General features: G+C 66.1%; 23 protein-coding genes and 1 pseudogene. 11 read left to right on the top strand and 13 right to left on the bottom strand.

Going from position 1 to position 22,878, the window contains the following annotated elements; all coding sequences use genetic code 11:
* From Rhe02_RS35340 to Rhe02_RS35360, 5 genes and pseudogenes are all read left to right on the top strand, one after another.
* Positions 1–135 (top strand): annotated as a pseudogene (locus Rhe02_RS35340) (LacI family transcriptional regulator); the annotation flags it as partial.
* Positions 132–1,661 (top strand): glycoside hydrolase family 13 protein, encoded by a 1,530-nt coding sequence (locus Rhe02_RS35345; RefSeq protein WP_203912805.1) that lies wholly within the window; start codon positions 132–134, stop codon positions 1,659–1,661. The pseudogene Rhe02_RS35340 and the gene Rhe02_RS35345, both read left to right, overlap by 4 nt.
* 829 nt (positions 1,662–2,490) lie before the next feature.
* Complete coding sequence (locus Rhe02_RS51055; protein ID WP_203912806.1) at positions 2,491–2,883, top strand: helix-turn-helix domain-containing protein; 393 nt, start codon at positions 2,491–2,493, stop codon at positions 2,881–2,883.
* Positions 2,884–2,893: 10 nt separating this feature from the next.
* A complete protein-coding gene (locus tag Rhe02_RS35355; protein ID WP_203912807.1) occupies positions 2,894–3,835 on the top strand; it encodes a YihY/virulence factor BrkB family protein in 942 nt (313 codons plus the stop codon).
* A 7-nt stretch (positions 3,836–3,842) separates the two neighbouring features.
* Entirely contained in the window at positions 3,843–4,259 is a 417-nt protein-coding gene (locus tag Rhe02_RS35360) for a hypothetical protein (protein ID WP_203912808.1), read from the top strand.
* Here Rhe02_RS35360 and Rhe02_RS35365 read toward each other — a convergent pair.
* Together Rhe02_RS35365 and trpS are read right to left on the bottom strand one after the other, a co-directional pair.
* A complete protein-coding gene (locus Rhe02_RS35365; RefSeq protein ID WP_203912809.1) occupies positions 4,250–4,774 on the bottom strand; it encodes a 2'-5' RNA ligase family protein in 525 nt (174 codons plus the stop codon). The genes Rhe02_RS35360 and Rhe02_RS35365 overlap by 10 nt on opposite strands.
* 9 nt (positions 4,775–4,783) lie before the next feature.
* Positions 4,784–5,800 (bottom strand): tryptophan--tRNA ligase, encoded by a 1,017-nt coding sequence (gene trpS, locus Rhe02_RS35370; RefSeq protein ID WP_373320753.1) that lies wholly within the window; start codon positions 5,798–5,800, stop codon positions 4,784–4,786.
* A gap of 60 nt (positions 5,801–5,860) precedes the next feature.
* Between trpS and Rhe02_RS50170 the strand changes: the two genes are divergently transcribed.
* A complete protein-coding gene (locus Rhe02_RS50170) occupies positions 5,861–7,243 on the top strand; it encodes an RNA polymerase sigma factor (protein WP_239124261.1) in 1,383 nt (460 codons plus the stop codon).
* Here Rhe02_RS50170 and Rhe02_RS35380 read toward each other — a convergent pair.
* The gene (locus Rhe02_RS35380; RefSeq protein ID WP_203912810.1) at positions 7,139–8,386 is read right to left on the bottom strand and encodes a glycosyltransferase 87 family protein; all 1,248 of its coding nucleotides are present in this window, start codon (positions 8,384–8,386) and stop codon (positions 7,139–7,141) included. The genes Rhe02_RS50170 and Rhe02_RS35380 overlap by 105 nt on opposite strands.
* Entirely contained in the window at positions 8,383–9,234 is an 852-nt protein-coding gene (locus Rhe02_RS35385) for a hemolysin family protein (RefSeq protein ID WP_239124262.1), read from the bottom strand. Before Rhe02_RS35385 ends, Rhe02_RS35380 begins: the two co-directional genes overlap by 4 nt.
* 68 nt (positions 9,235–9,302) lie before the next feature.
* Between Rhe02_RS35385 and galE the strand changes: the two genes are divergently transcribed.
* Positions 9,303–10,274, top strand: coding sequence for a UDP-glucose 4-epimerase GalE (gene galE, locus Rhe02_RS35390; RefSeq protein WP_203912811.1), 972 nt, complete (start codon positions 9,303–9,305; stop codon positions 10,272–10,274).
* Positions 10,267–11,334: a galactokinase gene (gene galK / locus Rhe02_RS35395; protein ID WP_203912812.1), complete on the top strand. Its 1,068-nt coding sequence runs from the start codon at positions 10,267–10,269 to the stop codon at positions 11,332–11,334. Before galE ends, galK begins: the two co-directional genes overlap by 8 nt.
* 18 nt (positions 11,335–11,352) lie before the next feature.
* Here the strand turns inward: galK and paaI are convergent, their stop codons facing one another.
* Positions 11,353–11,745, bottom strand: coding sequence for a hydroxyphenylacetyl-CoA thioesterase PaaI (gene paaI / locus Rhe02_RS35400; protein ID WP_203912813.1), 393 nt, complete (start codon positions 11,743–11,745; stop codon positions 11,353–11,355).
* Positions 11,746–11,768: 23 nt separating this feature from the next.
* Between paaI and Rhe02_RS35405 the strand changes: the two genes are divergently transcribed.
* Positions 11,769–12,662, top strand: coding sequence for a Gfo/Idh/MocA family protein (locus Rhe02_RS35405; RefSeq protein WP_203912814.1), 894 nt, complete (start codon positions 11,769–11,771; stop codon positions 12,660–12,662).
* Between the two features lie 13 nt (positions 12,663–12,675).
* Positions 12,676–13,881: an SPFH domain-containing protein gene (locus Rhe02_RS35410; protein WP_203912815.1), complete on the top strand. Its 1,206-nt coding sequence runs from the start codon at positions 12,676–12,678 to the stop codon at positions 13,879–13,881.
* A gap of 132 nt (positions 13,882–14,013) precedes the next feature.
* Here Rhe02_RS35410 and Rhe02_RS35415 read toward each other — a convergent pair whose 3' ends face one another.
* The 7 genes from Rhe02_RS35415 to Rhe02_RS35445 all read right to left on the bottom strand — a co-directional run bounded on the left by Rhe02_RS35415 (position 14,014) and on the right by Rhe02_RS35445 (position 21,042).
* Positions 14,014–15,276 (bottom strand): sulfate adenylyltransferase subunit 1, encoded by a 1,263-nt coding sequence (locus Rhe02_RS35415; protein WP_203912816.1) that lies wholly within the window; start codon positions 15,274–15,276, stop codon positions 14,014–14,016.
* Positions 15,276–16,184 carry a sulfate adenylyltransferase subunit CysD gene (gene cysD, locus Rhe02_RS35420; protein WP_203912817.1) on the bottom strand — a complete coding sequence of 303 codons (909 nt, stop codon included), beginning with the start codon at positions 16,182–16,184 and terminating at the stop codon, positions 15,276–15,278. Before cysD ends, Rhe02_RS35415 begins: the two co-directional genes overlap by 1 nt.
* A 61-nt stretch (positions 16,185–16,245) precedes the next feature.
* Positions 16,246–17,019 carry a 3'(2'),5'-bisphosphate nucleotidase CysQ gene (locus Rhe02_RS35425; RefSeq protein ID WP_203912818.1) on the bottom strand — a complete coding sequence of 258 codons (774 nt, stop codon included), beginning with the start codon at positions 17,017–17,019 and terminating at the stop codon, positions 16,246–16,248.
* Entirely contained in the window at positions 17,019–18,488 is a 1,470-nt protein-coding gene (locus Rhe02_RS35430) for a sugar transferase (RefSeq protein WP_373320755.1), read from the bottom strand. Before Rhe02_RS35430 ends, Rhe02_RS35425 begins: the two co-directional genes overlap by 1 nt.
* Positions 18,489–18,646: 158 nt before the next feature.
* Complete coding sequence (gene pth, locus Rhe02_RS35435; RefSeq protein WP_203912820.1) at positions 18,647–19,231, bottom strand: aminoacyl-tRNA hydrolase; 585 nt, start codon at positions 19,229–19,231, stop codon at positions 18,647–18,649.
* Positions 19,232–19,294: 63 nt separating this feature from the next.
* Entirely contained in the window at positions 19,295–19,939 is a 645-nt protein-coding gene (locus tag Rhe02_RS35440; RefSeq protein ID WP_203912821.1) for a 50S ribosomal protein L25/general stress protein Ctc, read from the bottom strand.
* Positions 19,940–20,061: 122 nt separating this feature from the next.
* Complete coding sequence (locus Rhe02_RS35445; protein WP_203912857.1) at positions 20,062–21,042, bottom strand: ribose-phosphate diphosphokinase; 981 nt, start codon at positions 21,040–21,042, stop codon at positions 20,062–20,064.
* Positions 21,043–21,220: 178 nt separating this feature from the next.
* On the opposite strand from Rhe02_RS35445, the gene Rhe02_RS35450 reads away from it, so the two are divergent.
* Positions 21,221–21,433 (top strand): LuxR C-terminal-related transcriptional regulator, encoded by a 213-nt coding sequence (locus Rhe02_RS35450; protein ID WP_203912822.1) that lies wholly within the window; start codon positions 21,221–21,223, stop codon positions 21,431–21,433.
* Positions 21,434–21,435: 2 nt separating this feature from the next.
* Here the strand turns inward: Rhe02_RS35450 and glmU are convergent, their stop codons facing one another.
* Positions 21,436–22,848, bottom strand: a complete 1,413-nt coding sequence (gene glmU / locus Rhe02_RS35455) for a bifunctional UDP-N-acetylglucosamine diphosphorylase/glucosamine-1-phosphate N-acetyltransferase GlmU (RefSeq protein ID WP_203912823.1) — start codon at positions 22,846–22,848, stop codon at positions 21,436–21,438.
* Positions 22,849–22,878: the final 30 nt, after the last annotated feature.

Raw genomic sequence — 22,878 nt, forward strand, 5'->3', positions numbered from 1 at the left:
CCGGTCCGGGCGATGGCCGTGGCAGCCGTTCGGGCACTTGTCGATGAAATCAAGGGGCATCCCGCGCCCCATTCGGAGTACATCTTCCGCCCCGAGCTCGTGGTGCGGGGAAGCACAGCGGCGGCACCGCGATGAAAGTTTCTGAAAACTCCTGCTTGACCCTTGCAGGCCTTGCAGGGCATCCTTCACCAGTGAGCGACAACTGGTGGCGTGATGCCGTGGTGTACCAGATCTATCCGCGTAGCTTCGCCGACGGAAACGGCGACGGCACAGGCGATCTGATCGGAGCGCGGCAAAAGCTGCCCTATCTGGCCGAGCTGGGCGTGGATGCGATCTGGCTGAGCCCCTTCTACACCTCACCGCTGGCCGACGGCGGCTACGACGTGTCCGACTACCGCGACGTCGATCCGCGCTTCGGAACGCTGGGAGATTTCGACGCGCTCGTTGAGCAGGCCCACGCGCTCGGCATCAGGGTGATCGTCGACATCGTGCCCAACCACTCCTCCAGCGCCCACCCCTGGTTCCAAGAAGCGCTAGCCGGCAAGAACCGCGATCGGTACATCTTCCGTGACGCGCCCAACGACTGGGAGTCGATCTTCGGCGGCCCGGCCTGGACCCAGGTCAGCGACGGGCAGTGGTACCTGCACCTGTTCGACCCCGAACAGCCCGACCTCAACTGGGAAAACCCCGAAGTGCGGGCCGAATTCGTTGACATAATCCGGTTCTGGCTCGACCGCGGCGTCGACGGCTTCCGCATCGACGTGGCTCACGGCATGATCAAGGCTGACGGCCTGCCCGATGTCGGAGCCCGCGACGGCCGCCAGGTCGAGCTGCTCGGCCACGAACCGCTGCCCTACTTCGACCAGGACGGTGTGCACGAGATCTATCGCGAGTGGCGCCCGATCCTCGACTCCTACGGCGCCATAGGCGTGGCCGAGGCATGGGTGGAGTCGCCGCAGCGGCTGGCTCGCTACATCGGCAGCGACGAGCTGCACCAGGCCTTCAACTTCGACTTCATGATGGCCGAGTTCGACGCCAAGTCGTTCCGCGGCATCATAGACAAGTCCCTGGCCGAGGCCGATCTGGTTGGCGCGCCTACCACCTGGGTCTTGTCCAATCACGACAGATACCGGCACGTGACCCGCTACGACTCACTGGCCAAGGCGAAGGCGGGAACCTTGCTGATGCTGGCGCTACCCGGTTCCGCCTACCTGTACAACGGCGAAGAGCTCGGCCTCGACGAGGTGCTGGACCTGCCGGACGAGCTTCGCGAAGACCCAGCCTTCAAACGCACAGGCGAGAGCCGCGATGGTTGCCGCGTGCCGATTCCTTGGGGCACAGGCGATCTGGCCTGGACTAACCCGTGGCTACCACAGCCCGAGCGGTGGAACGCGCTCACCGCGCAGGCACAGGAGAACGATCCCGCCTCCACGCTCAACTTCTACCGCGCCGCGCTGAAACTGCGCCGCGGCTTCAACGGCCCGCTGCACTGGCTCAACGCACCGGACGGGGTCCTCGCCTTCAAACGCGGCGACCGCACCGTCGTGGTCAACATAAGCGAGCAGGACTACCCGCTAACCGGCGAGATCCTCCTCGCCAGCGGCCCCCTCTCCACCGACGGCTCGCTACCCCCCAACACCGCCGCCTGGACCAAGCCCTAAACCCCTGGCTCCGGCACACCACCCGCGCCGCCTGCATCTCTGCATCACCCATCTAACCCAGAGATGCAGGCCCCGCCACCGACAGCCCCGGCCGCGTTACCACCTGCATCTCTGCATCGCCCCACTAACGCAGAGACGGAGGCGTGGGAAGGCATCCTCACTCACCCACAGCTTTGGCACCACCTACATCTCTGCATCACCCAACCAACGCAGAGATGTAGGTCCCACGCGAAGACACATCACTCACCCACAGCCTCACGACCACCTCTGCATCACCCCACTAACGCAGAGACACCGGCGTCGGGAAGACACCCGGCCGACCCATAGCCTCGCCACCACCTACACCTCTGCATCACACCGCTAACACAGAGATGTAGGTCCCACGAGGACCCCCCACCCTCAGCGCCACTACCCACACCTCTGCACCAGCCAGCCAACCCAGAGACGCTGGCGTCGAGAAGGCACCCGCTTATCCATAGCTTCGCCGCCACCTATATCTCTGCATCATCCCGCTAGCACAGAGATGTAGGCCCCGCGAGGACGCCCCGCCTACCCCCAGCTTCGCCACCACCTACACCTCTGCATCAGCCAGTCAACGCAGAGGTGCAGGCCTCGCGAAGACACCCATCCACAGCCTCGCCGACGCTGGCACCTTTGCGTTGTGCAGCTGGCGCAGGGATGCAGGCGTTGGGAAGGCACCCCACACAGAAAGCTTCACCATTCGCCTGCATCTCTGCATTAGAAAGGCGACTCGGAGAGGGCGGGAGGTTGTCCACAGGGGATATCCACAGGGCTGTCGCTGGGAGATCGGGGGCGTGAGACTTCGGCTATGGATCTGCCTGATCTGACTGAGCGCCTTGGCGACTACGTGCGGATTCTTCGGCGGCGGGCTGATGCGAGTCAGCGTGAGATGGCCGTTCTCGCTGGGATTAGCACTGCGACCATCAGCGGCTTGGAGTCCGCGAGGATCACGGATGTGCGTCTGCGGACTTTCGCACGGCTGGCGGGGGCTGGGGGATGCAGGATCGTTCTGATCGACCATGATGGCGGATTTGTGGAGCCCTATCCGGGAGTTGTTCCGTTGCTCGATGCGGGCGACCGGCGGCTTCCGGCGCACCTGGATCCGCGTAAGTGGATTGAACCATCCCATTGGACGCCGCCCCACGGGCCGCTGACCTTTGATCGCGATAGAGCTGAGCGGGACAGGCGGCGGGCGGAATGATGGAGGTGTGGTGATTCAGCGCTTCCAGACCATGACGGAGCGTATCTCCACGCGATATCACCGGGTGGTGAATTGGGGACGGAAGCGCTCGCCGCTCTTCGATCATTTTTGGCGTGCCAAGGAGCGCTACGGCGAGGTGCTCGGCGGGCGGTTGTCGGCGGCGATCGCCTATTACGGCTTCTTCGCGGTGTTCGCGCTGGCCATGGTGGTCTACTCGGTGCTGATCAATATCGTGTCGGCCAACCCCGAGACGGTCAGCGACGTCGACGCGTTCCTGCAGCGGTATTTCACGACCATCAACGTCGACGCGCTGAAGGCTAACTCGGCCTCGCTGACCACCATCGGTACCATCAGCTTGATCTTCGCTGGGATCGGCTGGGTGGATGCTTGGCGTTCCTCGCTGCGGGCGGTATGGCGGCTTGACCAGCATCCGGGCAACTTTTTGGTGTTGCGGCTGGTCGATCTCGGTACCCTCATCGTCTTCGGTTTGATGATGGCGATCTCGCTGGGCGTCTCCAACGGCCTGGAGCGCCTCTTCGAGTGGATCTCGGGAGGGGCCGATCAGACGTTCTGGTTCGGGGCGGGCGTGCTCGCGCTCGCCTTCGCGATCAACCTGGTGATCGCCTTCGGGCTGATGACGGTGCTGCCCCGGATGCACCTGTCGGTCCGGCGGCTGCTGCCATCGGTGATCGGCATCGCGATCGGGTTGACCCTGCTCAACTGGCTCGGACGGTTCCTCATCACCCGGACCGAGCGCAACCCCGCCTACGCCATCGTGGCCACCTCGGTGGGTCTGCTGGTCTACCTCTATATCTTCAACCAGATCGTGATCTGGGCGGCGGCGTGGGCTGCCACTTCGTCCAACGGCCGAGTTTTCGATCTTGCGTGGGGCCGGCCCCGGGAACACGACACGGTGGACCTAGACGAGCCCAGCGGCAATCAACCGCAATGATGTTCCGATGGGAACAGTTGTGACATTGGACCTTCCGGACGACGCGCCACAGCACGACCTTCCGTGGATCATCACCATCGGCTCGCTCGACGAGGGCGAGGACTGGGAGGCGGTGTTCGGGCCGTACGAATACGCGCACGCCAACGCGCTCGCCGAGCACGCGGTGGCCGACGACAACCTGCTCGCGGTGGTGGAGCCTCTGCTCCCGGCCACGACGCTGGGCGAGATCCGCGACGATATCGCCCGTGCTCGGCAGGAGGCGCTGGAGTCCGTGGCCGAGGAGGACGACGACGTGTTGGACTCCGACTTCGACTTCGACGACGACTATGAAGACGACCACGACCACGAACCGGCCTCGGAGCCCACGCCGGAGGAGATCCGCGCCGGGTTCGCGAGGCTTTCCGCCCGGCTGACTCAGCCCTGACCGAGCTTGTACGAGCGTATTGGCCGCCACCTGCCGTCACCGCTGTGCTCATAGCGGGTGAAGTGATCCACCTCGAAGGTCGCCGAGTAATCGGCCAGCCGCTGGAAGATATCGTCCATCGCTGGCGCGGGGACGTCGTGGGCCACGGTGACGTGCGGATGGTACGGATGGACCAGCTCGCGGCGCAGTGGCCCGAACCGCACCGCCTCGGCCAGCTGCTCGCACTCCACGATGCCGGAGGCGAGCGCGACGAAGACCACCTGGCTCACCGGGCGAAACGTGCCGGTGCCGCGCAGCTGGATCGGGAACGGATCTCGGCCGGTGGCGGCCGCCTCCAGCAGATCATCGATCTCTTCGTCCAGCTTGGAGGAGATGGGCAGCGCGGTGGGGCCGAGCAGCGTGACGTGCGCCGGCACCAGCGGCGCCATCGGATCGCCGGTCGACGCACGATGGGCGTCAAGCTCGGCGCCCCACGGTTGGGGGACGCCTATCGCGACGCCAATCGTGCGTTCCATCTAGCACCCCTATGCGGCGGGACGTAAGAAACCGATGCGGTCGTAGACCTTGGCCAGCGTAGGCGCAGCGACGTTGCGAGCCTTGTCGGCCCCGATCGCGAGCACCTTGTCCAGCTGTCCCGGATCATCAAGGTACTCCTTGGTGCGCTTCTGGATGGGGGTGATGAACTCGACCACCACCTCCGCAAGATCTTTCTTCAGATCACCATAGCCCTTGCCGTCGTAGGCGGAAACCAGCTCGGAGATGCTGCGGCCGGACAGCGCCGAGTAGATCGTCAGCAGGTTGCTCACGCCGGGCTTGTTCTCCGCATCGAAGATGATCTCACGGCCGGTGTCGGTTACCGCCGACTTGATCTTCTTTGCCGCCTTGGCGGGCTCCTCCAGCAGCTCGACCAGGCCGTTCGCGGTCGAAGCCGACTTGGACATCTTCGCCGTCGGATCCTGCAGATCGACGATCTTCGCCGTTTCCTTGATGATGTGCGGCTGCGGCACGGTGAAGGTGTCACCGAAAAGCGTGTTGAACCGCTGCGCGAGATCGCGGGTCAGCTCCAGGTGCTGGCGCTGGTCCTCGCCCACCGGTACCCGATCGGCGTGATAGAGCAAAATGTCGGCCGCTTGCAGGATCGGGTAGGTGAACAGGCCCACGCTGGAGCGCTCGGCGCCCTGCTTGCTCGACTTGTCCTTGAACTGGGTCATCCGGCTTGCCTCGCCGAAACCGGTGATGCAGCCCATCACCCAGCCGAGCTGAGCGTGCTCCGGCACGTGCGACTGGACGAACAGCGTGCAGCGCGCCGGATCGAGCCCGAGCGCCAGCAGCTGGGCGATGCTCACCCTGGTGCGCTCGCGCAGCAGCTTCGGGTCGTGCCCGGAGGTGATCGCGTGCAGGTCGACGACGCAATAGAAGGCGTCGTAATCGTCCTGCATGGCCACCCAGTTGCGCACCGCGCCCAGGAAATTACCCAGGTGATAGGAATCCGCGGTCGGCTGGATGCCGGAAAGAACTCTCGGTCGCGATGCATCAGGCATGACGGCTATTCTCCCATCCTCACGACGGAACCGAATCAGGCCGGGGGGACTCACCCAAGCGTGCAGAGCGAGATTGGCGACCTCTATCACGTCAGCTACCGGCGGCTGGTGGCGCAGGTTTACGCCTTCACCACCGATCTGACCGAAGCGCAGGACGCCGTCCAGGAGGCCTTCGCCCGCGCGCTTGCCCGCCGGGGCCAGCTGCGCGACGTCGACGCGCCCGAAGCTTGGCTGCGCACGGTCGCCGTCAACATCGTGCGCCGGCGCTGGCGACGCAAACAGCTGCTCAACACGATCCTGTTGCGTGAACGGCCGCTGGCCAAGATGCTCCAAGAGGCGCCCGAGCCGGACCGGGCTGACCTTCGCGATGCGCTGGCCACCCTGCCTAAGAACTATCGCGAGGTCATCGTTCTGCACTATCTGGCCGATCTTCCGGTAGATGAGGTTGCCGCGATTCTGGAGGTCCCTGTGGGCACCGTGAAGTCCCGCCTCTCCCGGGGACGTGAGGCGCTCAAAGGATTGCTAGACGACGTCGAGGCCCCGCCGCTGGACAGGGTGCGGCAGCGGGCGGATCGCATCCGCACCAACCGCCGCGTCGCGCAGACCTCGGCCGCGCTGGCGGTGGTCTTCGCCACGGCCATCGGCTTCTTCGCGTTGCGGCCACCGCCGCTCACCCCGCTCGACAAGCCCACGCCGAGCCCGTCGGTGCTCACCTTCGCCGGCTCCGGGTTGATCATTCGTAGCGTTCATGAGCCTTCTTCGGTACCGGATCTACCCGGCGACATCGTCGAGCTGAACGTCGACGGCGAGAACATCCTGCGCACCAGCGCCGACGTCTACGCCAAATCCGGTGACGGCGGCGAGCATTGGGAGATCCTGCCGGGCTACACCCGCCGCGATCGCCCTCCGTGGGGTGGCGAGGTGTGGCCGCAGGCGCTGACCGACCGGCCCTGGGTCTTCCCCCGCGCCACCGCGCTCGGCGTGTGGTGGGCGCAAACCTCCACTGCCGACGGCAGGATGGCGTTTGCCTTCAGCGCCGATCCGGGCAACAGCGCTTCCTGGGCAACAGTGCCGCTGGACGTCCCGGCCGGCCGGGCGAACGCCACCGTGGCGGGCGACAAGGTGATCGCGATCGTCGGCCACCGGCTGTATTTCGTGACCGAGACCGGCTTCCAGCTGGTAAGCGAAAACCCGAACATGCCTATCGTCCACGGCGATCCAATCATGTTGCCCGACGGGCGATTGCTGGTCGCCGCCGGAGCCAGCGAATGGTTCTTCACCGAGAACATGGGCGCCACCTGGACATTGGCCGACTCGGGCCTGCGCAACGTCGGCGAGCTACGCGCCACGCGCGACGGCTACGTCGCCATCGACTTCCTGCGCACGGGCTGGGTGCTCATCTCCGACAATGGGCTGGTCTGGCACAAGCTTCCTATTCGCTAGCACCGCCACACAGAGCAGCAGCTCGGCCGCGATCCGCACGAAGACCACGGCCGCGTAAAGCCGGTCCGGGATCGCCATGAGCAGGTGCTTCCACACCGCCCACCAGTAGGCGGTCTCGGCGAGCTGCCAGGCCGCGATCACCGGCAGCGACGCGCCCGCGACCACGGCCAGCGGCAGCAACCACAGCACGTATTGCGGCGAGTAAACCTTGTTCGTGATGAGGAACGCCGCAATCGTCAGCAGGACAAGGACTTCGAGCCGACGCGGCGCGAAGAACCCGATGCCGGCCAGGGATAGTCCAAACAGGACGATCGACACGGCGTTCAGCGCGGCCGGCGTCGCTGAGCCGATCAGGCCGAGCGCGTAGAACACCGAGCCGAAGTCGGCCTCGCGCTGCGAATTCAGCTCCCAGAACACCGCCCACCCGTGGGGAAAGAGCACCATCACCGGCAGGTTGACCGCCACCCAGGCACCCGCCGCGGCCGCGGCGGCCTGGAGGAACGGCCGCCAGCGGCGGGTGGAGAAGGTCAACACCAGCAGGGCGAACAACAGCAGGGCCGGATAGAGCTTGGTCGCCGTCCCGAGCCCGATGGCGAGCCCGGCCAGGTGCGGGCGGTGCCGAGCCCAGGCCAGCATGGCGAGGCTGACGAACATGACCGGCACCATGTCCCAGTTGATGGTGCCGGTCAGCGCGAGCACCAGCGAGGCGGCCACCAGCAGCCCGGCCCAGCCGCCTCGGCCCAGGACCTCGCCCGGCCGCCCGCCGACACCGCGGAGCCGCCAAGGGAGAGCCCCATGGCCGTCGACAAGGGCGATGGTCGCCCAGACGGTGACCAGGGTGCAGGCGAGCAACACCAGCAGATTGAGCAGGAAGTAGGACTGGGCCGAGGAGGCCAGCCGGGCGGTGAGGTCGGCGAGATAGCCGAGGATGACCGGGTACTCGAACGAACGCTCGGTGGCATAGGGAAAGTGGCCCTCGGCCAGGCCGCGATCGGCATAGAGCACAGGAAGATCGCTGTAGCAGAGCTTGCCGAAGATCAACGCTCGGTTATAGGGCCAGCCTGCCGAATGGCACGGCCACTTCTGCCACAGCCCCGCGGCGAAGGTCACCGGCACGACGGCGTAGGGAAGCCACCGTCTCATGCGGTTTCGATCAGCGGGGTGATCCTCACCCCGGCCACCCGTCGCCCCTCCAGCTTGACCACCTCCAGAAGGTAGGCCTCCAGCACGACGGTGTCGCCGAGCACCGGCAGGCGGCCCAGCACGCTCATGATGAAGCCGCCGACCGTCTCGTAGGGACCGTCGGGCAGCTCGACGCCGGTGCGCTCGGCGAAGTCGGAAAGGTTGAGCCGACCGTCCACTTCGGAGGTTTCGCTCTGGGTGGCGTGGGTGGGGGTCTCGTCGTACTCGTCGTGGATCTCGCCGACCAGCTCCTCGATCAGATCCTCGAGGGTCACGATGCCCGCTGTCCCGCCGTATTCGTCCACCACCACGGCAAGGGTGTGCCGCTCGCGGCGCATCTCGCTGAGCGCGGCGAGCACCCGCTTGCTCCCGGGCAGGCGCTTGACATCGCGGACGAGGTCGGCCACGGGGTTGTCCGGGAACGGGTTCCACAGCAGGTCGCGGAGGTGGACGAAGCCCACGATGTCGTCGTCGCTGCCGTCGGCGACGGGAAAGCGGGTGTGCCCGGCGTCCTTGGCGACCACCACGGCGTCCTTGATGCGCATGGAGAGCTTGAGGAAGGAGACCTCGGTGCGCGGCACCATCACCTCGCGCAGCGAAGCCCGGGAGCGGGCCAGTGCCTTACCGATGACAAGCCGCTCCTCCGGATCGAGCTTGATATTGGCGGCCACCAATTTACCCAGCTCATCGTCGGAGATCTGCTCTCGGCCCGCGGTCGATTCAGCTCCGAGCACCCGTGTTGTCCACCTGGTCAGCCCATCGGCGGCTCGCACGATCGATCGCGCAATCCGCTGTTTAGGTAAAGCCACTATCGAATAATAGGGCGTTCGCAATTGTTGGTTTGTGTCCAGTTATGGGGAAAGCTAAGCTCACACCCATGAAGCTTCTGGTGACCGGTGGCGCCGGTTACGTCGGCAGTGTAGTAACCCGGCTTCTGCTCGATGCCGGCCACCAAGTGGTGGTGCTCGACGACCTCTCCCGCAACGACTCCGCGCAGGTGCCCGCCGGGGCCGATTTCGTCCAGGCCCGGGTGCATGATGCGGGGCGGGTGCTGACGCGGGAGGCCGGCTTCGACGCGGTGTTCCACTTCGCCGGGCTCATCGCCGCAGGCGAATCCATGGCTCACCCGGAATGGCACTGGGACAACAACACCACGGGCTCGCTGGCTCTCCTCGACGCGATGCGGGCGGCTGGGGTACCCAGAATAATCTTCTCCTCAACGGCAGCGACCTATGGCGATCCGTCCGAGCTGCCGCTCACCGAGACCGCGATCACCAAGCCGGTCAACACCTATGGGGCCACCAAGCTGGCGGTCGACATGGCGATCACCTCAGAAGCACACGCGCACGAGCTGGCCGCGATCAGCTTGCGCTACTTCAACGTGGCTGGCGCTCTGATCCACCCCGACGGCACCATGCTCGGCGAGCGCCACGATCCGGAGACCCACCTCATCCCGATCGCCCTCGAAGTCGCCGCCGGCAAGCGCGAGAAGCTGCAGCTGTTCGGTGACGACTACCCGACCCCCGACGGGACCTGCGTGCGCGACTACATCCACGTCGCCGATCTAGCCCAGGCCCACCTGCTCGCGCTTGGCGCGCTGACCAAGAGCGAGCACCGCATCTACAACCTGGGCAACGGCACCGGCTTCTCCAACCGCCAGGTGGTCGACGCGGTGCGCGAGGTGACCGGGCACGCCATTCCGGTCGAGATCGCGCCACGCAGGCCCGGCGATCCCGCCTCGCTTTACGCATCTTCGGAAAAGGCGCGCCGCGAGCTGAGCTGGGTTCCGGCCCGGCCGCAGCTGCGCGACATCGTCTCGGACGCATGGGAGTTCTACCGCCATGGCTGATGGCATCTTCACCGCTCCGGGGCGGGTCAACCTGATCGGCGAGCACACCGACTACTGCGACGGGTTCGTGCTTCCCTTTGCCCTGCCCCAGCGCGCGACCCTCAAGGTGAACCTGCGCTCGGAAGCGCGGTGGAGCATCGCCTCCCGGGGCGAGACCGTCCACTTTGACCTGTCCGAGCCGGTCACCGGCTGGGCCGCCTATGTGGCCGCGGTGATCTGGGCGCTTCGCGACGCGGGCCATGAGGTGCCTGGCGCCGACCTCGCGCTCATCTCCGACGTGCCCGTCGGTGCGGGCCTTTCGTCAAGCGCCGCAATCGAATGCGCCGTTCTCACGGCTTTCGTTGAGCTGGCCGGGCTGGACATCCCGCTGGCCCAGCGGGCCGCGCTCGCGCAACGCGCCGAGAACGTCTACGTCGGCGTTCCCTGCGGCATCATGGACCAGGCCGCGTCCACGCTTTCCCAGGAAGGCCATGCGCTTTTTCTCGACTGCCGCACGCTGCAGACCGAGCAGATCCCTTTCGACCTTGCGGCGCAAGGGCTTTCCATCCTCGTCATCGACACCCGCGCCCCGCATGCGCTTGTCGACGGCGAATACGCCGCCCGCCGCACCTCGTGTGAACAGGCCGCCGCGCAGATCGGGGTGCCCGCTCTGCGAGACGCCACCCTTGACGATCTTTCAAAGCTTGATTCTTCCTTGGTACCACGTGCGCGTCATGTCATCACAGAGAACCAGCGCGTCCTGGAAACCGTCGAGCTTCTGCGCGCGGCAAGGGTTCGCGAGATCGGGCCGCTGATGACCGCCTCGCACGTCTCGCTTCGCGACGACTTCGAGGTCACCGTGCCGGAGCTCGACATCGCTGTCGAGGCAGCGCTCGCCGCCGGTGCCTACGGCGCGCGGATGACCGGCGGCGGCTTCGGCGGATGCGTGCTCGCCCTCATCGACGAGCCGGCCGCCGCCCAGGTCGAAACCGCGGTCAGCAAAGCCTTCGCCGACAACGGTTTCGCCCCACCCGTCTGCTTCCCCGCCACGCCCGGCCCGGGGGCGCATCGCGTCGCGTGAGACATCCGCCCGGCCGGGTCAGCGCAAGGTGCGGCTCAACCCGCGGAACTCGGCCACCACCCGCTCGCCGCAGCTCACCGTGACGTCGTAGATGCCGGACCGCCCATACCGCTGCCGCTCCACGGCCCGCGCGGTGAGCACCTCGCCCACCCGGCCCTGGCTGACGAAGGTGATGTCCGCACCGGCCGCCACGGTCACCGCGCCCGGATAGTTGCACGCACACGCGAAAGCCGTGTCAGCGAGCAGGAACACCAACCCGCCGTGTGCCATGCCGTGTCCGTTGACCATCGTCTCGGTCACCGTCATCTCCAGCACCGCCGCTCCCGGCGACAGCTCAAGCGCCTTGATCCCCAACGCCCGCGCCGCCTGATCGCCGGCGAACGTCGCCTCCGCCCCAGTGCCGTCACCCATAACCCGCACTCTACTTTTGGAGCATGAGATTTGGGTTGTTCGGGACCGGGCATTGGGCTCGCGAGGTGCACGGGGCGGCGCTCGCGGCCCATCCTGAGGTGGAATTCGCTGGGGTGTGGGGAAGAAACCCGGCCAAGGCCTCTTCGCTTGCCCAGGTGTTCGGGGTGCGCGCCTTCGACGAGGTCGGCGCGTTGCTGGCGGAGGTGGATGCGGTGGCTTTCGCGCTGCCACCGGATGTGCAGGCTTCGCTTGCCCTGCAAGCGGCTCGGGCCGGCAAGCACCTGTTGCTGGACAAGCCACTCGCGCTGACGGTGGCCGACGCCGATGCGGTCGTGGCCGAGGTGGAGGCGCGGGGCCTTGCTTCGGTCATCTTCTTCACCCATCGGTACCAGCCGACCACGACGGAAGCGTTGGCGAAGGCCATCGACACCGGGGGCTGGCACGGCGGCCAGGCCATCTCGTTCGGCTCGATCTACGGGGAGGGCAGTCCTTACGCAGAGTCGGTATGGCGACAGCAGCACGGCGGGCTGTGGGACATCGGGCCGCACGCGCTGTCCCTGCTGATCCCGGTGCTCGGGCCGGTCACCTCCGTGGTCGCGGTCAGCGGGCCACGCCAAACCACCCACGTGACCTCGACTCATGCCGGCGGTGCGGTGAGCACGATGGCGCTCACGCTCGACTCGGCACCGCTCGCCTCGCGCGCAGAGACCACCCTGCACGGCGAGTCCGGCTGGGTGACCCTGCCCAAATTCGACGGCGACGCGGTCGGCTCGCTGAGCAGGGCGATCTCGCAGCTCATCGAGGCTGTGCCGACGGGCCGCCATCCACTTGATGTCCGATTTGGACGTGATGTCGTAGCGATCCTCGCGGCCGCCGAGGCCTCCGCGCTGACGGGGGCACGCGTAGACGTGAGTTGATAGGGTGCCCGGCATGTCCCCGAGCGATCAAAGCAACGCCTACCTCGATCGGGTCGTGGCTCAGCAAGCCGCCCTCGAGGAGGACCTGCGGCCGAGCAAGCAGGCCTCGCCGCAGTTCAAGCGCGCTCGCGCCGTAGGCCCCGGGCCCGAATCCGCGCCCAGCGCGGTGGATGTGCGCATCACCGGCTTCGGCCGGTGGAAGACGGTCCTGGTGCCGCCGAACGCTTTCGTGGTGCACACCAGACGCGGCCATGCCGAGCCTGTCCACATAGGACTGGGAGTCTCGTTCCGCTACAACCCCTTGAAAGACTCCTATCTCGTGGTACCGGGCACGATGCAGACGATTCTGCTGAACGCCTACTGCATCTGCCGCGAATTGCAGGGCGTGGTCGTCCAGGCCTATGTGCAATGGATAGTGCAGGACATCGCGGTCGCCTACCAGAAGCTCGATTTCGGCGACTCCAGCGATCCCATGAAGCTGGTCAACCTCCAGCTCAAGGAGCAAGCCGAAGCGGCCATCAAGGACAAGGTCGCCACCATGAGCGTGCACGAGGTGCTCAGCGACAAGCAGCCCATCATCGAGGAGCTCACCACGCGCCTACGCGACGTGGCCGAGGGCGGGCTCGGGCTGCGCATCGTCACCGTGCAGATCAAGGAGGCGATTGTCAGCTCAACCCGGCTCTGGGAGAACCTGCAGAAGCCCTATCGGGCCGAGCAGAACCAGATCGCCCAGCTGGCCGAGCTGAACGCGGCCGAGATCATCGCCGCGCGCCAGGCCCTCAACGAGCTCAAACGCGGCGAACGCGAGCAGGAGGACGCGCGAAAGCTTGCGGCCCAACGCGACGAGACCCAGCGCCACGCGATCGGCCTCGAGCAGGAACGGCACGCGCAGGAGGTGGAGATAGGACGCCTGCGCATCGAGCTGGACCACATGCTGCAGAAGCTCAAGCTCGACTACGAGCTGGAGACCGCCACCGCCAGGGCGCAGAACGGCCACGAGGCGCACCTGCTCGACATCGAACGCACCAAGCTGCGCCAGGAGATAAGCAACGACCAGTCTTCCGCCGCGATCCAGGCCCGCCTCATCAGCAACCTGCCCGACATCGTTTCCAAACTCCCCAAGCCCAACGAGCTCAAGTCGGTAACCGTCGCCGGCGACACCACCTCGCTGGCGGGCGTTATCGCCCAGCTTCGCGCAGTCGTCGACGCCCTGCGCTAACGCAGCGCCGCCTCACGGCGGCGCTGTCCCCGCGTTGCCTTAGCACGCGCCAGAATTTACCGCGCACGGACCTAACGTTCGCCGCACGGGAGTTACGGCGAGGGACCACAACGGACCGGCGCAATGAAGCTTTTAAACGGCTTCGACGATCATGCCGGCGCCGACTGTGCGGTTGGAGGTTTCGTCGATGATGATGAAGCCTCCCGTTGTCCTGTTCCGCCTGTACTCGTCGGCTAGCAACGGCACCGTGGTGCGCAGCTTGACCCGGCCGATCTCGTTGAGCGACAAGTCATTCGCCTGATCGTCGCGGTGCAGCGAGTTGACGTCGAGGCGGTAGTGCAGCGCGCGCACGATGGCCCGGGCGCTGCGGGTGGTGTGTTTGATGGCGTATTTGGCGCCGACCTGCAGCGGTTTCGTCTCGTCCATCCAGCACACCAAGGCTTCCACATCTTGCGCCACGGCTGGGGCGTTGTTGGGACGGCAGATCAGGTCGCCGCGCGAGATGTCGATCTCGTCGGCGAGGCGGACCGTGACCGACATAGGCGGGAAGGCTTCGGAAACCTCGCCGTCGGCGGTCTCGATGGAGGTGATCTGAGTGGTGAAACCGCTTGGCAGCACAAGAACTTCATCGCCGGCCTTGAGCACACCCGAGGCGACCTGTCCGGCGTAGCCGCGGTAGTCGGTGACCGTGGTCGACTGCGGACGCACCACATATTGCACGGGGAAACGCACATCGACGAGGTTGCGGTCGGAGGCGATGTGCACGTGTTCGAGGTGGTGCAGCAGCGACGGCCCTTCATACCAGGGCATGTTCGTCGAGCGGGTGACGATGTTGTCGCCCTTGAGCGCCGAGATCGGGATGATCGACAGATCGGTGATCTCCAGTTTGGCGGCGAAGTCGGTGAACTCGCGGACGATCTTTTCGTAGACCTGCTGCGACCAGTCCACGAGGTCCATCTTGTTGACGCACAGCACCAGGTGCGGCACGCGCAGCATGGAGCACAGGAAGGCGTGCCGGCGCGACTGCTCCAGGATGCCCTTGCGCGCGTCGACCAGCACCAGCGCGAGGTCGGCGGTGGAGGCGCCGGTGACCATGTTCCGGGTGTACTGAATGTGACCCGGGGTGTCGGCGATGATGAACTTGCGCCGGGGGGTGGCGAAATAGCGGTAGGCGACATCGATGGTGATGCCCTGCTCCCGCTCCGCGCGCAGCCCATCGGTCAGCAGCGCGAGGTTGGTGTATTCGTCGCCGCGCGCGGCACTGACCGCCTCAACCGCTTCCAGCTGGTCGGTGAATAGCGACTTCGTGTCGTAGAGGAGCCGCCCGATGAGAGTGGACTTTCCATCGTCCACGCTCCCGGCGGTCGCGAACCGAAGGATGTCGACGTTGCTCATCAGAAGTAACCTTCCCGCTTGCGGTCTTCCATGGCCGCTTCGCTCACCTTGTCATCGCCACGGGTCGCGCCTCGTTCGGTGATCCGCGTCGCGGCGACCTCGTCGATCACCTTGGCCACGTCATCGGCGTCGGAGGCGATGGCGGCCGTGCAGGTCGCATCGCCGACGGTGCGGTAGCGCACCCGCTGCTTGGTGACGGCCTCACCCGCCTTGGGCGTGATGAACTCGCCGACCGCGTAGAGCATGCCCTCGCGCTCGACCACCTCACGATCGTGGGCGAAGTAGATGGACGGCAGCGGCACGCGATCGCGCTCGATGTAATGCCAGATGTCCAGCTCTGTCCAATTCGACAGGGGGAACACGCGGATCGACTCGCCCGGGTTGTGCCGCCCGTTGTAGAGCGACCACAGCTCGGGCCGCTGGTTCTTCGGGTCCCACTGCCCGAACTCGTCGCGGAAGCTGAACATGCGCTCCTTCGCGCGAGCCTTCTCCTCATCGCGCCGGGCGCCGCCGAAAAGCGCGTCGAAGCGGTATTTCTCCACGGCGTCGAGCAGGACCGGGGTCTGGATCCGGTTACGGGACCCGCCCGGCGGCTCCTGGACCAGGCCGCGCTCCAACGCCTCGGGGACGCTGGCGATGATCAGCTGCACGTTCAGCTCGGCGACGCGATCGTCGCGGTACTTGATCACTTCGGGAAAGTTGTGGCCGGTGTCGATGTGCATGACCGGGAAAGGGATGCGCCCGGGATGGAAAGCCTTCTGCGCCAAGCGAAGCATGACAATCGAGTCCTTGCCGCCGGAGAAGAGCAGCACCGGCCGCTCGAACTCGGCCACGACCTCGCGCATGACAAAGATGCTCTCGGCTTCGAGAGCATCCAGGTGGCTCACCCGGTAGGCCGCGGGCTGCATATTTTCAGACCTTTCCTAGTTCTTTAGTGGGGATTAACGTAACCCGTGCCCCCGCACGGGATCAACCATGCTGTGACACTGCCGACAGCAACCGGGCAGCGAGATCGGCGCGGCAGACGAGCAGATCGGGCAGAGACGGATCCGGCCGGTTGTAGACCAATGGACTTCCATCGATCCGAGACGCGTGCAGGCCGGTGGCCAGGGCAACCGCTACCGGCGCGGCTGAGTCCCACTCGTACTGGCCGCCCGCGTGGATATAGGCGTCGGCCTCGCCCGTGATCACCGCAGCGATCTTCGCGCCCGCGGAACCCATCGGCACCAGCTCGGCCCCGATCGAGCTCGCCAACGCGGGCAGGAACGACGGCGGACGGGTGCGGCTGGTCACTATCCGGATCGGGCCACCCGCCGCGGCGGAGGGATGCAGCGGCGGATAGGACGGCGCCACGTCGGTGGACAGCACCCGCGACACCGCGGGCAGCGCGATCGCCCCCGCCGCGAGGCTTTCCGTCTGCCTGCTCCACAGCGCCACATGCACGGCCCAATCGGACCGGCCAGGCTCGCCGAACTCGCGGGTGCCATCGAGTGGATCGACAATCCACACCCGCTCGGAGGTCAGCCGGATCGGGTTGTCCTCAAGCGCCTCCTCCGACAGCACGGCATCGGCCGGACGCCAGCGCGACAGCTCGGTCACCAAAAGATCGTGCGCCTGCTTGTCGCCGGCGTGGCGCAGCGCGTCAGGATCATCGAAGGCCATCGTCGCCTGCAGCCCCAGCAGGAGCTCACCGACCTTGCCTGCCAGCCAGGCCGCAAAGGCCCCATCGGAAACCGGTGCCATCAATACGCTCCCGAGCTGCGGATCACCGCTGTCAGTGTGCGCAGCATGATGACCACATCCATGGACAGCGACCAGTTTTCCACATAGCGGAGATCCAACCTGATCGCTTCCTCCCACGAAAGGTCCGAACGGCCCGACACCTGCCACAGCCCGGTCATGCCTGGCTTGACGGCCAGCCTTCGACGCACATCGTCAGCGTACGCCGCGACTTCCCCCGGCAGCGGGGGCCGCGGGCCGACCAGCGACATCTGTCCCAGTACCACGTTGAAGAGCTGCGGAAACTCATCGAGTGAGTAACGTCGCAGGGTCCGCCCCACCGCCGTGACCCGGGGGTCGTTGCGCATCTTGAACAGCACGCCGTCGCCCTCGTTGAGGTGCCTCAGCTCGGCCAGCCGCGCCTCCGCGTCGGTATACATGGTTCGGAACTTATAAATCCGGAACTCGCGGCCGTCGCGCCCCACCCGGATCTGGGTGAACAGGACCGGACCGGCCGAGTCCACCTTGATCCAGATCGCGAGCGCCGCCAGCAGCGGGGAAAGCAGCAGGAGCAGCAGGGCGGCGCCCGCGCGGTCGACCAGCTCCTTGACCACCCGGCTGCCACCGGACAGGCGCGGATGCTCCACATGCAACATCGGCAAGCCGTCGACCGGCCGGATGGTGGTCCGGTCGCCGGCCACATCGATCAGCGAGCTCGCCACGATCAAATCGATCTCGTCGCGCTCCAGATGCCAGGCCATCCTTCGCAGCGCATGACCGTCCAGTTCCGGACAGCTGAGCACAATCACCGTGTCGGCCCTGGCGACCGCCACCGCGGTGGCCACATCGTCGAAGGTGCCGTAGACCGGAAGGCCAACGCGGCCATCGCTTTTGGGCGGCAGGCAGGCGCCCACCACCTCCAGGCCGTGGAACCTTTCCCGGCGCAGCTGCCGGGTCAGCCCGATGATCGCCAGCTCATGCCCGACCACCACCACCCGCCGCAGGCATTCACCGCGATCACGGCGGCTGTGCAGCCGGTGCCGCAGCAGGAAACGCCCCACCACCATGGCCGCGGTGGCCGCCGGCAACGCAATCAGCACATACGAACGGGCGGTCGGCAACTCCAGCGCATACGACACGATCGAGGCCATGGCGATGAGCCACAGCCCGCCGCGCAGGACGCGGTCATACTCGTCGGTTCCCACGAACAGGTAGCGCTTGTCGTAGGCCCGGGTTACCGCGATCGCCCCGACCAAGGCAAAAGGCAAAAGCAAGGACAGGATTAGATAGGTACGGGTGAAGGGCGTGACCGGGCCGCCGAAACGAAACATGTAGGCCAGTGCTCCGGCGGCGGCCCCCACGGTCAGGTCGAGTGCCACCAGCGTGCGCTGGTACCGCTGTTCCCAGCCGGGACGCTGCTTGGGCGGGAGCTGACGCGTCGCATGGCGGCCCGGCGAATGGTTCTGCTGCGGGCGCACCGCGATGAGTCCCACCGGCGCCGGACTGAACGGGGCCGGCCCGGCGGGAGTGGGTGGATAGTCGAGGGCGGAAGTCCTACGGCCTCGATGTGGATAGGGTCGCGGCCGTTTTTCCATGCATTGCCCCCAAGTTTCGCCGCTACTGGTCGTTCAACGGCGAAAGCAAGGAAATGTCACGCTGTGTGATAGATCTGCTGAGCGGGGGCCAGCCCTTTCACCACAACGGCCTCGACCGCGTCAGCGGCCCGGTCGACCAGGAACTCCAACTCTTTTCGCTCAGCGGTGTTGAAATCCGACAGCACAAAGTCGGCCGGGTCCTGGCGACCCGGCGGGCGTCCTATGCCGAACCGCAGCCGCACATAGTCCTTTGTGGACATAGAGCCGCTCATCGAGCGAAGTCCATTGTGGCCGCCCTCGCCCCCGCCGACCTTCAAACGCAGCTGGCCGTAAGGGATGTCCAGCTCGTCGTGAACCGCGATGACCTGTGCCAGTGGCACCTTGTAGAAGTTGCCGAGCGCGGTGACCGGGCCACCGGAAAGGTTCATATACGTCAACGGTTTTGCCAGCACCAGCTGAGGCGCCTCCAGACCGTAGCCGAGTCGGGTTTCCGCCACTTCGGCCATCGTCTTGCGGTGCCTGCTGAATTTCGCACCCGTGCGCTTGGCGAGCAGGTCCACCACCATGAAGCCCACGTTGTGCCGGTTACCGGCATACTTGGGCCCCGGGTTACCCAACCCGACGATCAGCCACGGCTGCATAGTCTCTCCCTGTTCGGAGTCTCTGTCTTTGGTACCAGAGACAGAGACTCCGAATCCAATGAGTTACTCGGACTTTTCGCCCTCTTCGGCGGCAGCCTCTTCGCCCTCGGCCGCCTCTTCGGTCTCGGCAGCCTCGGTCGGGCCTTCCATCTCCTCGGCCGTCGGCGCGTGGGCGACCACGACGAGCACCGTCTCCGGGTCGGTGACCAGAGTCGCGCCCTTGGGCAGCTTGATGTCGCCGGCGGTGACGTGCGAGCCGGTGTCCAGGCCCTCGACCGACGCGTCGACATGCTCGGGCAGGTGCAGCGCCTCGGCGTTGAGCGAGATGCGGTCGTGCTCCACCATCACCAGGGTGCCCTTGGCGGCCTCGCCGACCACGTGCACCGGGACGTCGACGGTCACCATCTCGCCGCGCTTGACGATGATCAGATCGACATGGCGGAAGGTGTCCTTCAACGGGTCACGCTGGATCGCCTTGGGCAGCGCCAGGGTCTGGTGACCATCAGAGACATTGATGTCGAACACGGTGTTCAAACCGCCGTGCCGGATCGCCGCGGCGAACTCCTTGGCCGGCAGCGCGATGTGCCGCGGCGCCTCGCCGTGGCCGTAGATAACCGCGGGAACGAGGCCGGCCTTGCGCGCCCGGCGGGCAAAGCCCTTGCCGAACTCGGTGCGCGGTTCGGCGCTGATCTTAATACCGGTAGCCATTTTCTTCTCCTGCTCAACGGTCGTCGGTAAGTCCAAGCGCACGACGAGCCGGAGCTCTCCGCGTCGATAACGGTGCGCTGGGCACACCCTCGCCGTGGCAACCCGCAGAGCTTACCCGATTTCTAAGAAAGACCGCCAAACAGGGTGGTGACCGAACCGTCGTCGAAGACCTCACGGATGGCACGGGCGAGCAGCGGCGCGATGGACAGCACGGTGAGCTTGTCGAACTGCTTCTCCGGCGACAGCGGAAGGGTGTTGGTCACCACCACCTCCCGGATCCGGCTGTTCTTGAGCCGCTCGGTGGCCGGATCGGAGTTGACCGCGTGGGTCGAGGCCACGATCACGTCCGCCGCGCCCGAGTCGAAGAGGATGTCGGCCGCCTTGCAGATGGTGCCAGCAGTGTCGATCATGTCGTCCACCACGATGCAGGTGCGCCCGACCACATCACCGATGACCCGATTGGCGACCACCTGATTCGGCGCGGTGATATCGCGCGTCTTGTGGATGAAGGCCAGCGGGCAACCACCCAGCCGGTCTGTCCACCGCTCAGCGACGCGGACCCGCCCCGAGTCGGGCGCCACCATCGTCAACGGGCGATCTCCATAAGCTTTTTCGATGTACCCGGCGAGCACGTCCATCGCGAAGAGATGGTCCACCGGTCCATCGAAGAAACCCTGAATCTGCGCGGTGTGCAGATCGACGGTGAGGATCCGGTTGGCACCGGCCGTCTTCAGCAGATCGGCCACCAGCCGGGCCGAAACCGGCTCCCGGCCGCGGTGCTTCTTGTCCTGGCGCGCATAGGGGTAGAACGGCAGAACCACGGTGATGCGCTTGGCCGAACCCCGCTTCGCGGCATCGACCATCAACAACGTCTCCATGAACCATTTGTTCACCGGCGCGGTAATCGACTGCACAATGAACGCATCCGAACCGCGAACCGACTCCGTGTACCTGACGAAGGTCTCCCCACCGGCAAAGTCGTAGGCGGTGGTCTCGGTGACGCCGATCCCGAGCACCTCCCCGATCTCATTCGCGAGCCCGGGATAGGCCCGGCCCGAGAAAAGCATCAGGTTCTTTCGGTTCTCCGCGACGATGCTGCCCACCGGCTGCCGCCCTCTCACACGCGATCCTTCTGCGCTGTCAAGTATCACCCTTTCCGCCATCTTGCCTTGGCGGTTTCGGCACCTGGCGGCGAGCCCACTCTTGCGTGGCCGAATTCACGGCTCAGTTGACATAAGGGCCGGGTTGATGGCAGGGGTCCGGGAACGCTACCGTCAGAGCATGCGTGAGGAGAGTGGAGAGCCGCCGGTCATCCAGCGGCGCATTCTGCTGCTCCTTGCTGCCGGTTTCACGATCTCCACCATCGCCAAGCTGGTCTTCCTCAGCGAGCGGGCCGTCCACGAGCACATCGCGGCGATGAAGAACGCCACCGGCGCCAAGAACCAGTTCGCCCTCGGCGCCGAGGCCGCCAAGCGCGGCTGGCTCAGCGAATAAATTCAGTCTTCCTGACCGGCCTTTTCGGCCGCCTGCGCGGCCGCGCTGCCCGGCCGTGCCCGAGCCACCCAGCCCTCGATGTTGCGCTGATACGAGCGGGCCACACCCAGCGCTCCAGCCGGGATGTCCTTGGTAATCGTCGACCCGGCCGCGGTGTAGGCACCATCGCCCACCTCCAGCGGCGCCACGAACACCGTCCCCGAACTCGTCTTCACGTGGTCGCCGATGTTCGTACGGCTCTTGGTCGCCCCGCTGTAGTTGGCGAAGATGTTGCCCGCGCCGATGTTGGTCTGATCGCCGATCGTCGCGTCGCCCACATAGGACAGATGGGGAACCTTCGAGCCCTCACCCACCGACGAGTTCTTCACCTCGACGAAGGTGCCCACCTTCGACTTGCGGCCCAGGCTTGTCCCCGGCCGCAGATAGGCATAGGGACCCACACTGACGTTCTCCCCGATCTCGGCGAGCACCGCGTGCGTGCGGATGATCTGCGACCCATCACCCACCACGGTGTCGATGAGCGTCACGTCCGGGCCGATCACCGTCGCCTCGCCGACGTCGGTCGCGCCCTTGAGCTGGGTGTTGGGCTCGATCACGGTGTCGCGGCCCACCTTGACCGTGACATCTATCCACGTGGTCCTCGGATCCAGGATGGTGACCCCATCGCGCATCAGCGCGTTGTTGACCCGGTCGCGCAGCAGCGCCCGCAACGACGCCAGCTCGGCACGATCGTTGCAGCCCAACGTCTCCACCGCATCGGGCGCCACGTGCACGCCGACCGGGGAACCCTCGCGCACGAGCAGGCCGAAGACGTCGGTCAGATATTCCTCACCCTGCACGTTCTGGGTGGTCAACCGGGCCAGCGCGGCGCGCAGCGCCTGCGCTTCAAACGCGTAGATTCCAGCATTGATCTCACGGATGGCCCGCTGCGCGTCGCTCGCGTCCCGCTCCTCGACAATGCCGGCCAGATTTCCCGAGCCGTCACGCACTATCCGGCCCAGGCCCTTCGGGTCGGGCACCTCCGCCGCGAGAACCGTCGCCGACGCCCCGGCCTTTTCATGGGCTTCCACCAGATCCTGCAACGTCTGCCAGCTCAGCAGCGGCACGTCGCCGTTGAGCACGACGACCGTGCCGGAAACCTCCGGCGGCAGCGCTATCCGCACCGCGTGCCCGGTGCCGAGCTGCTCGGGCTGCAGCACAGACTCCGCCACCGCGACGTGGGCGCTGAGGTATTCGGTGACCAGCTCGGCCCGATGACCGACCACGACGAGAACCCGCGACGCTGCCAGCGGCTCCGCGGCGGCCAGGACGTGGCCCACCAAGGGACGGCCGAGCAGCGGGTGCAACACCTTGGGCAGGTCCGACTTCATTCGCTTGCCGATACCGGCCGCGAGCACGATCACCGTACGAGACATCTTGCACCCATCTTCAATACGGACAAATGC

This window comes from Rhizocola hellebori, assembly GCF_016862955.1.
In the GTDB taxonomy this organism is placed as follows: Bacteria; Actinomycetota; Actinomycetes; order Mycobacteriales; family Micromonosporaceae; genus Rhizocola; species Rhizocola hellebori.

Excerpts from the sequence above, each read along its gene's own strand:
- Rhe02_RS35410 (WP_203912815.1), top strand. The coding sequence starts at position 12,676 with ATGTCCCCGAGCGATCAAAGCAACGCCTACCTCGATCGGGTCGTGGCT.
- Rhe02_RS35425 (WP_203912818.1), bottom strand. The coding sequence starts at position 17,019 with ATGGCACCGGTTTCCGATGGGGCCTTTGCGGCCTGGCTGGCAGGCAAG.
- Rhe02_RS35405 (WP_203912814.1), top strand. The coding sequence starts at position 11,769 with ATGAGATTTGGGTTGTTCGGGACCGGGCATTGGGCTCGCGAGGTGCAC.
- Rhe02_RS35440 (WP_203912821.1), bottom strand. The coding sequence starts at position 19,939 with ATGGCTACCGGTATTAAGATCAGCGCCGAACCGCGCACCGAGTTCGGC.
- cysD (WP_203912817.1), bottom strand. The coding sequence starts at position 16,184 with ATGCAGCCCGCGGCCTACCGGGTGAGCCACCTGGATGCTCTCGAAGCC.
- Rhe02_RS35360 (WP_203912808.1), top strand. The coding sequence starts at position 3,843 with ATGGGAACAGTTGTGACATTGGACCTTCCGGACGACGCGCCACAGCAC.
- galE (WP_203912811.1), top strand. The coding sequence starts at position 9,303 with ATGAAGCTTCTGGTGACCGGTGGCGCCGGTTACGTCGGCAGTGTAGTA.
- trpS (WP_373320753.1), bottom strand. The coding sequence starts at position 5,800 with ATGCCTGATGCATCGCGACCGAGAGTTCTTTCCGGCATCCAGCCGACC.
- glmU (WP_203912823.1), bottom strand. The coding sequence starts at position 22,848 with ATGTCTCGTACGGTGATCGTGCTCGCGGCCGGTATCGGCAAGCGAATG.
- Rhe02_RS35365 (WP_203912809.1), bottom strand. The coding sequence starts at position 4,774 with ATGGAACGCACGATTGGCGTCGCGATAGGCGTCCCCCAACCGTGGGGC.
- paaI (WP_203912813.1), bottom strand. The coding sequence starts at position 11,745 with ATGGGTGACGGCACTGGGGCGGAGGCGACGTTCGCCGGCGATCAGGCG.
- Rhe02_RS35450 (WP_203912822.1), top strand. The coding sequence starts at position 21,221 with ATGCGTGAGGAGAGTGGAGAGCCGCCGGTCATCCAGCGGCGCATTCTG.
- pth (WP_203912820.1), bottom strand. The coding sequence starts at position 19,231 with ATGCAGCCGTGGCTGATCGTCGGGTTGGGTAACCCGGGGCCCAAGTAT.
- Rhe02_RS35345 (WP_203912805.1), top strand. The coding sequence starts at position 132 with ATGAAAGTTTCTGAAAACTCCTGCTTGACCCTTGCAGGCCTTGCAGGG.
- Rhe02_RS51055 (WP_203912806.1), top strand. The coding sequence starts at position 2,491 with ATGGATCTGCCTGATCTGACTGAGCGCCTTGGCGACTACGTGCGGATT.
- Rhe02_RS35415 (WP_203912816.1), bottom strand. The coding sequence starts at position 15,276 with ATGAGCAACGTCGACATCCTTCGGTTCGCGACCGCCGGGAGCGTGGAC.
- galK (WP_203912812.1), top strand. The coding sequence starts at position 10,267 with ATGGCTGATGGCATCTTCACCGCTCCGGGGCGGGTCAACCTGATCGGC.
- Rhe02_RS35380 (WP_203912810.1), bottom strand. The coding sequence starts at position 8,386 with ATGAGACGGTGGCTTCCCTACGCCGTCGTGCCGGTGACCTTCGCCGCG.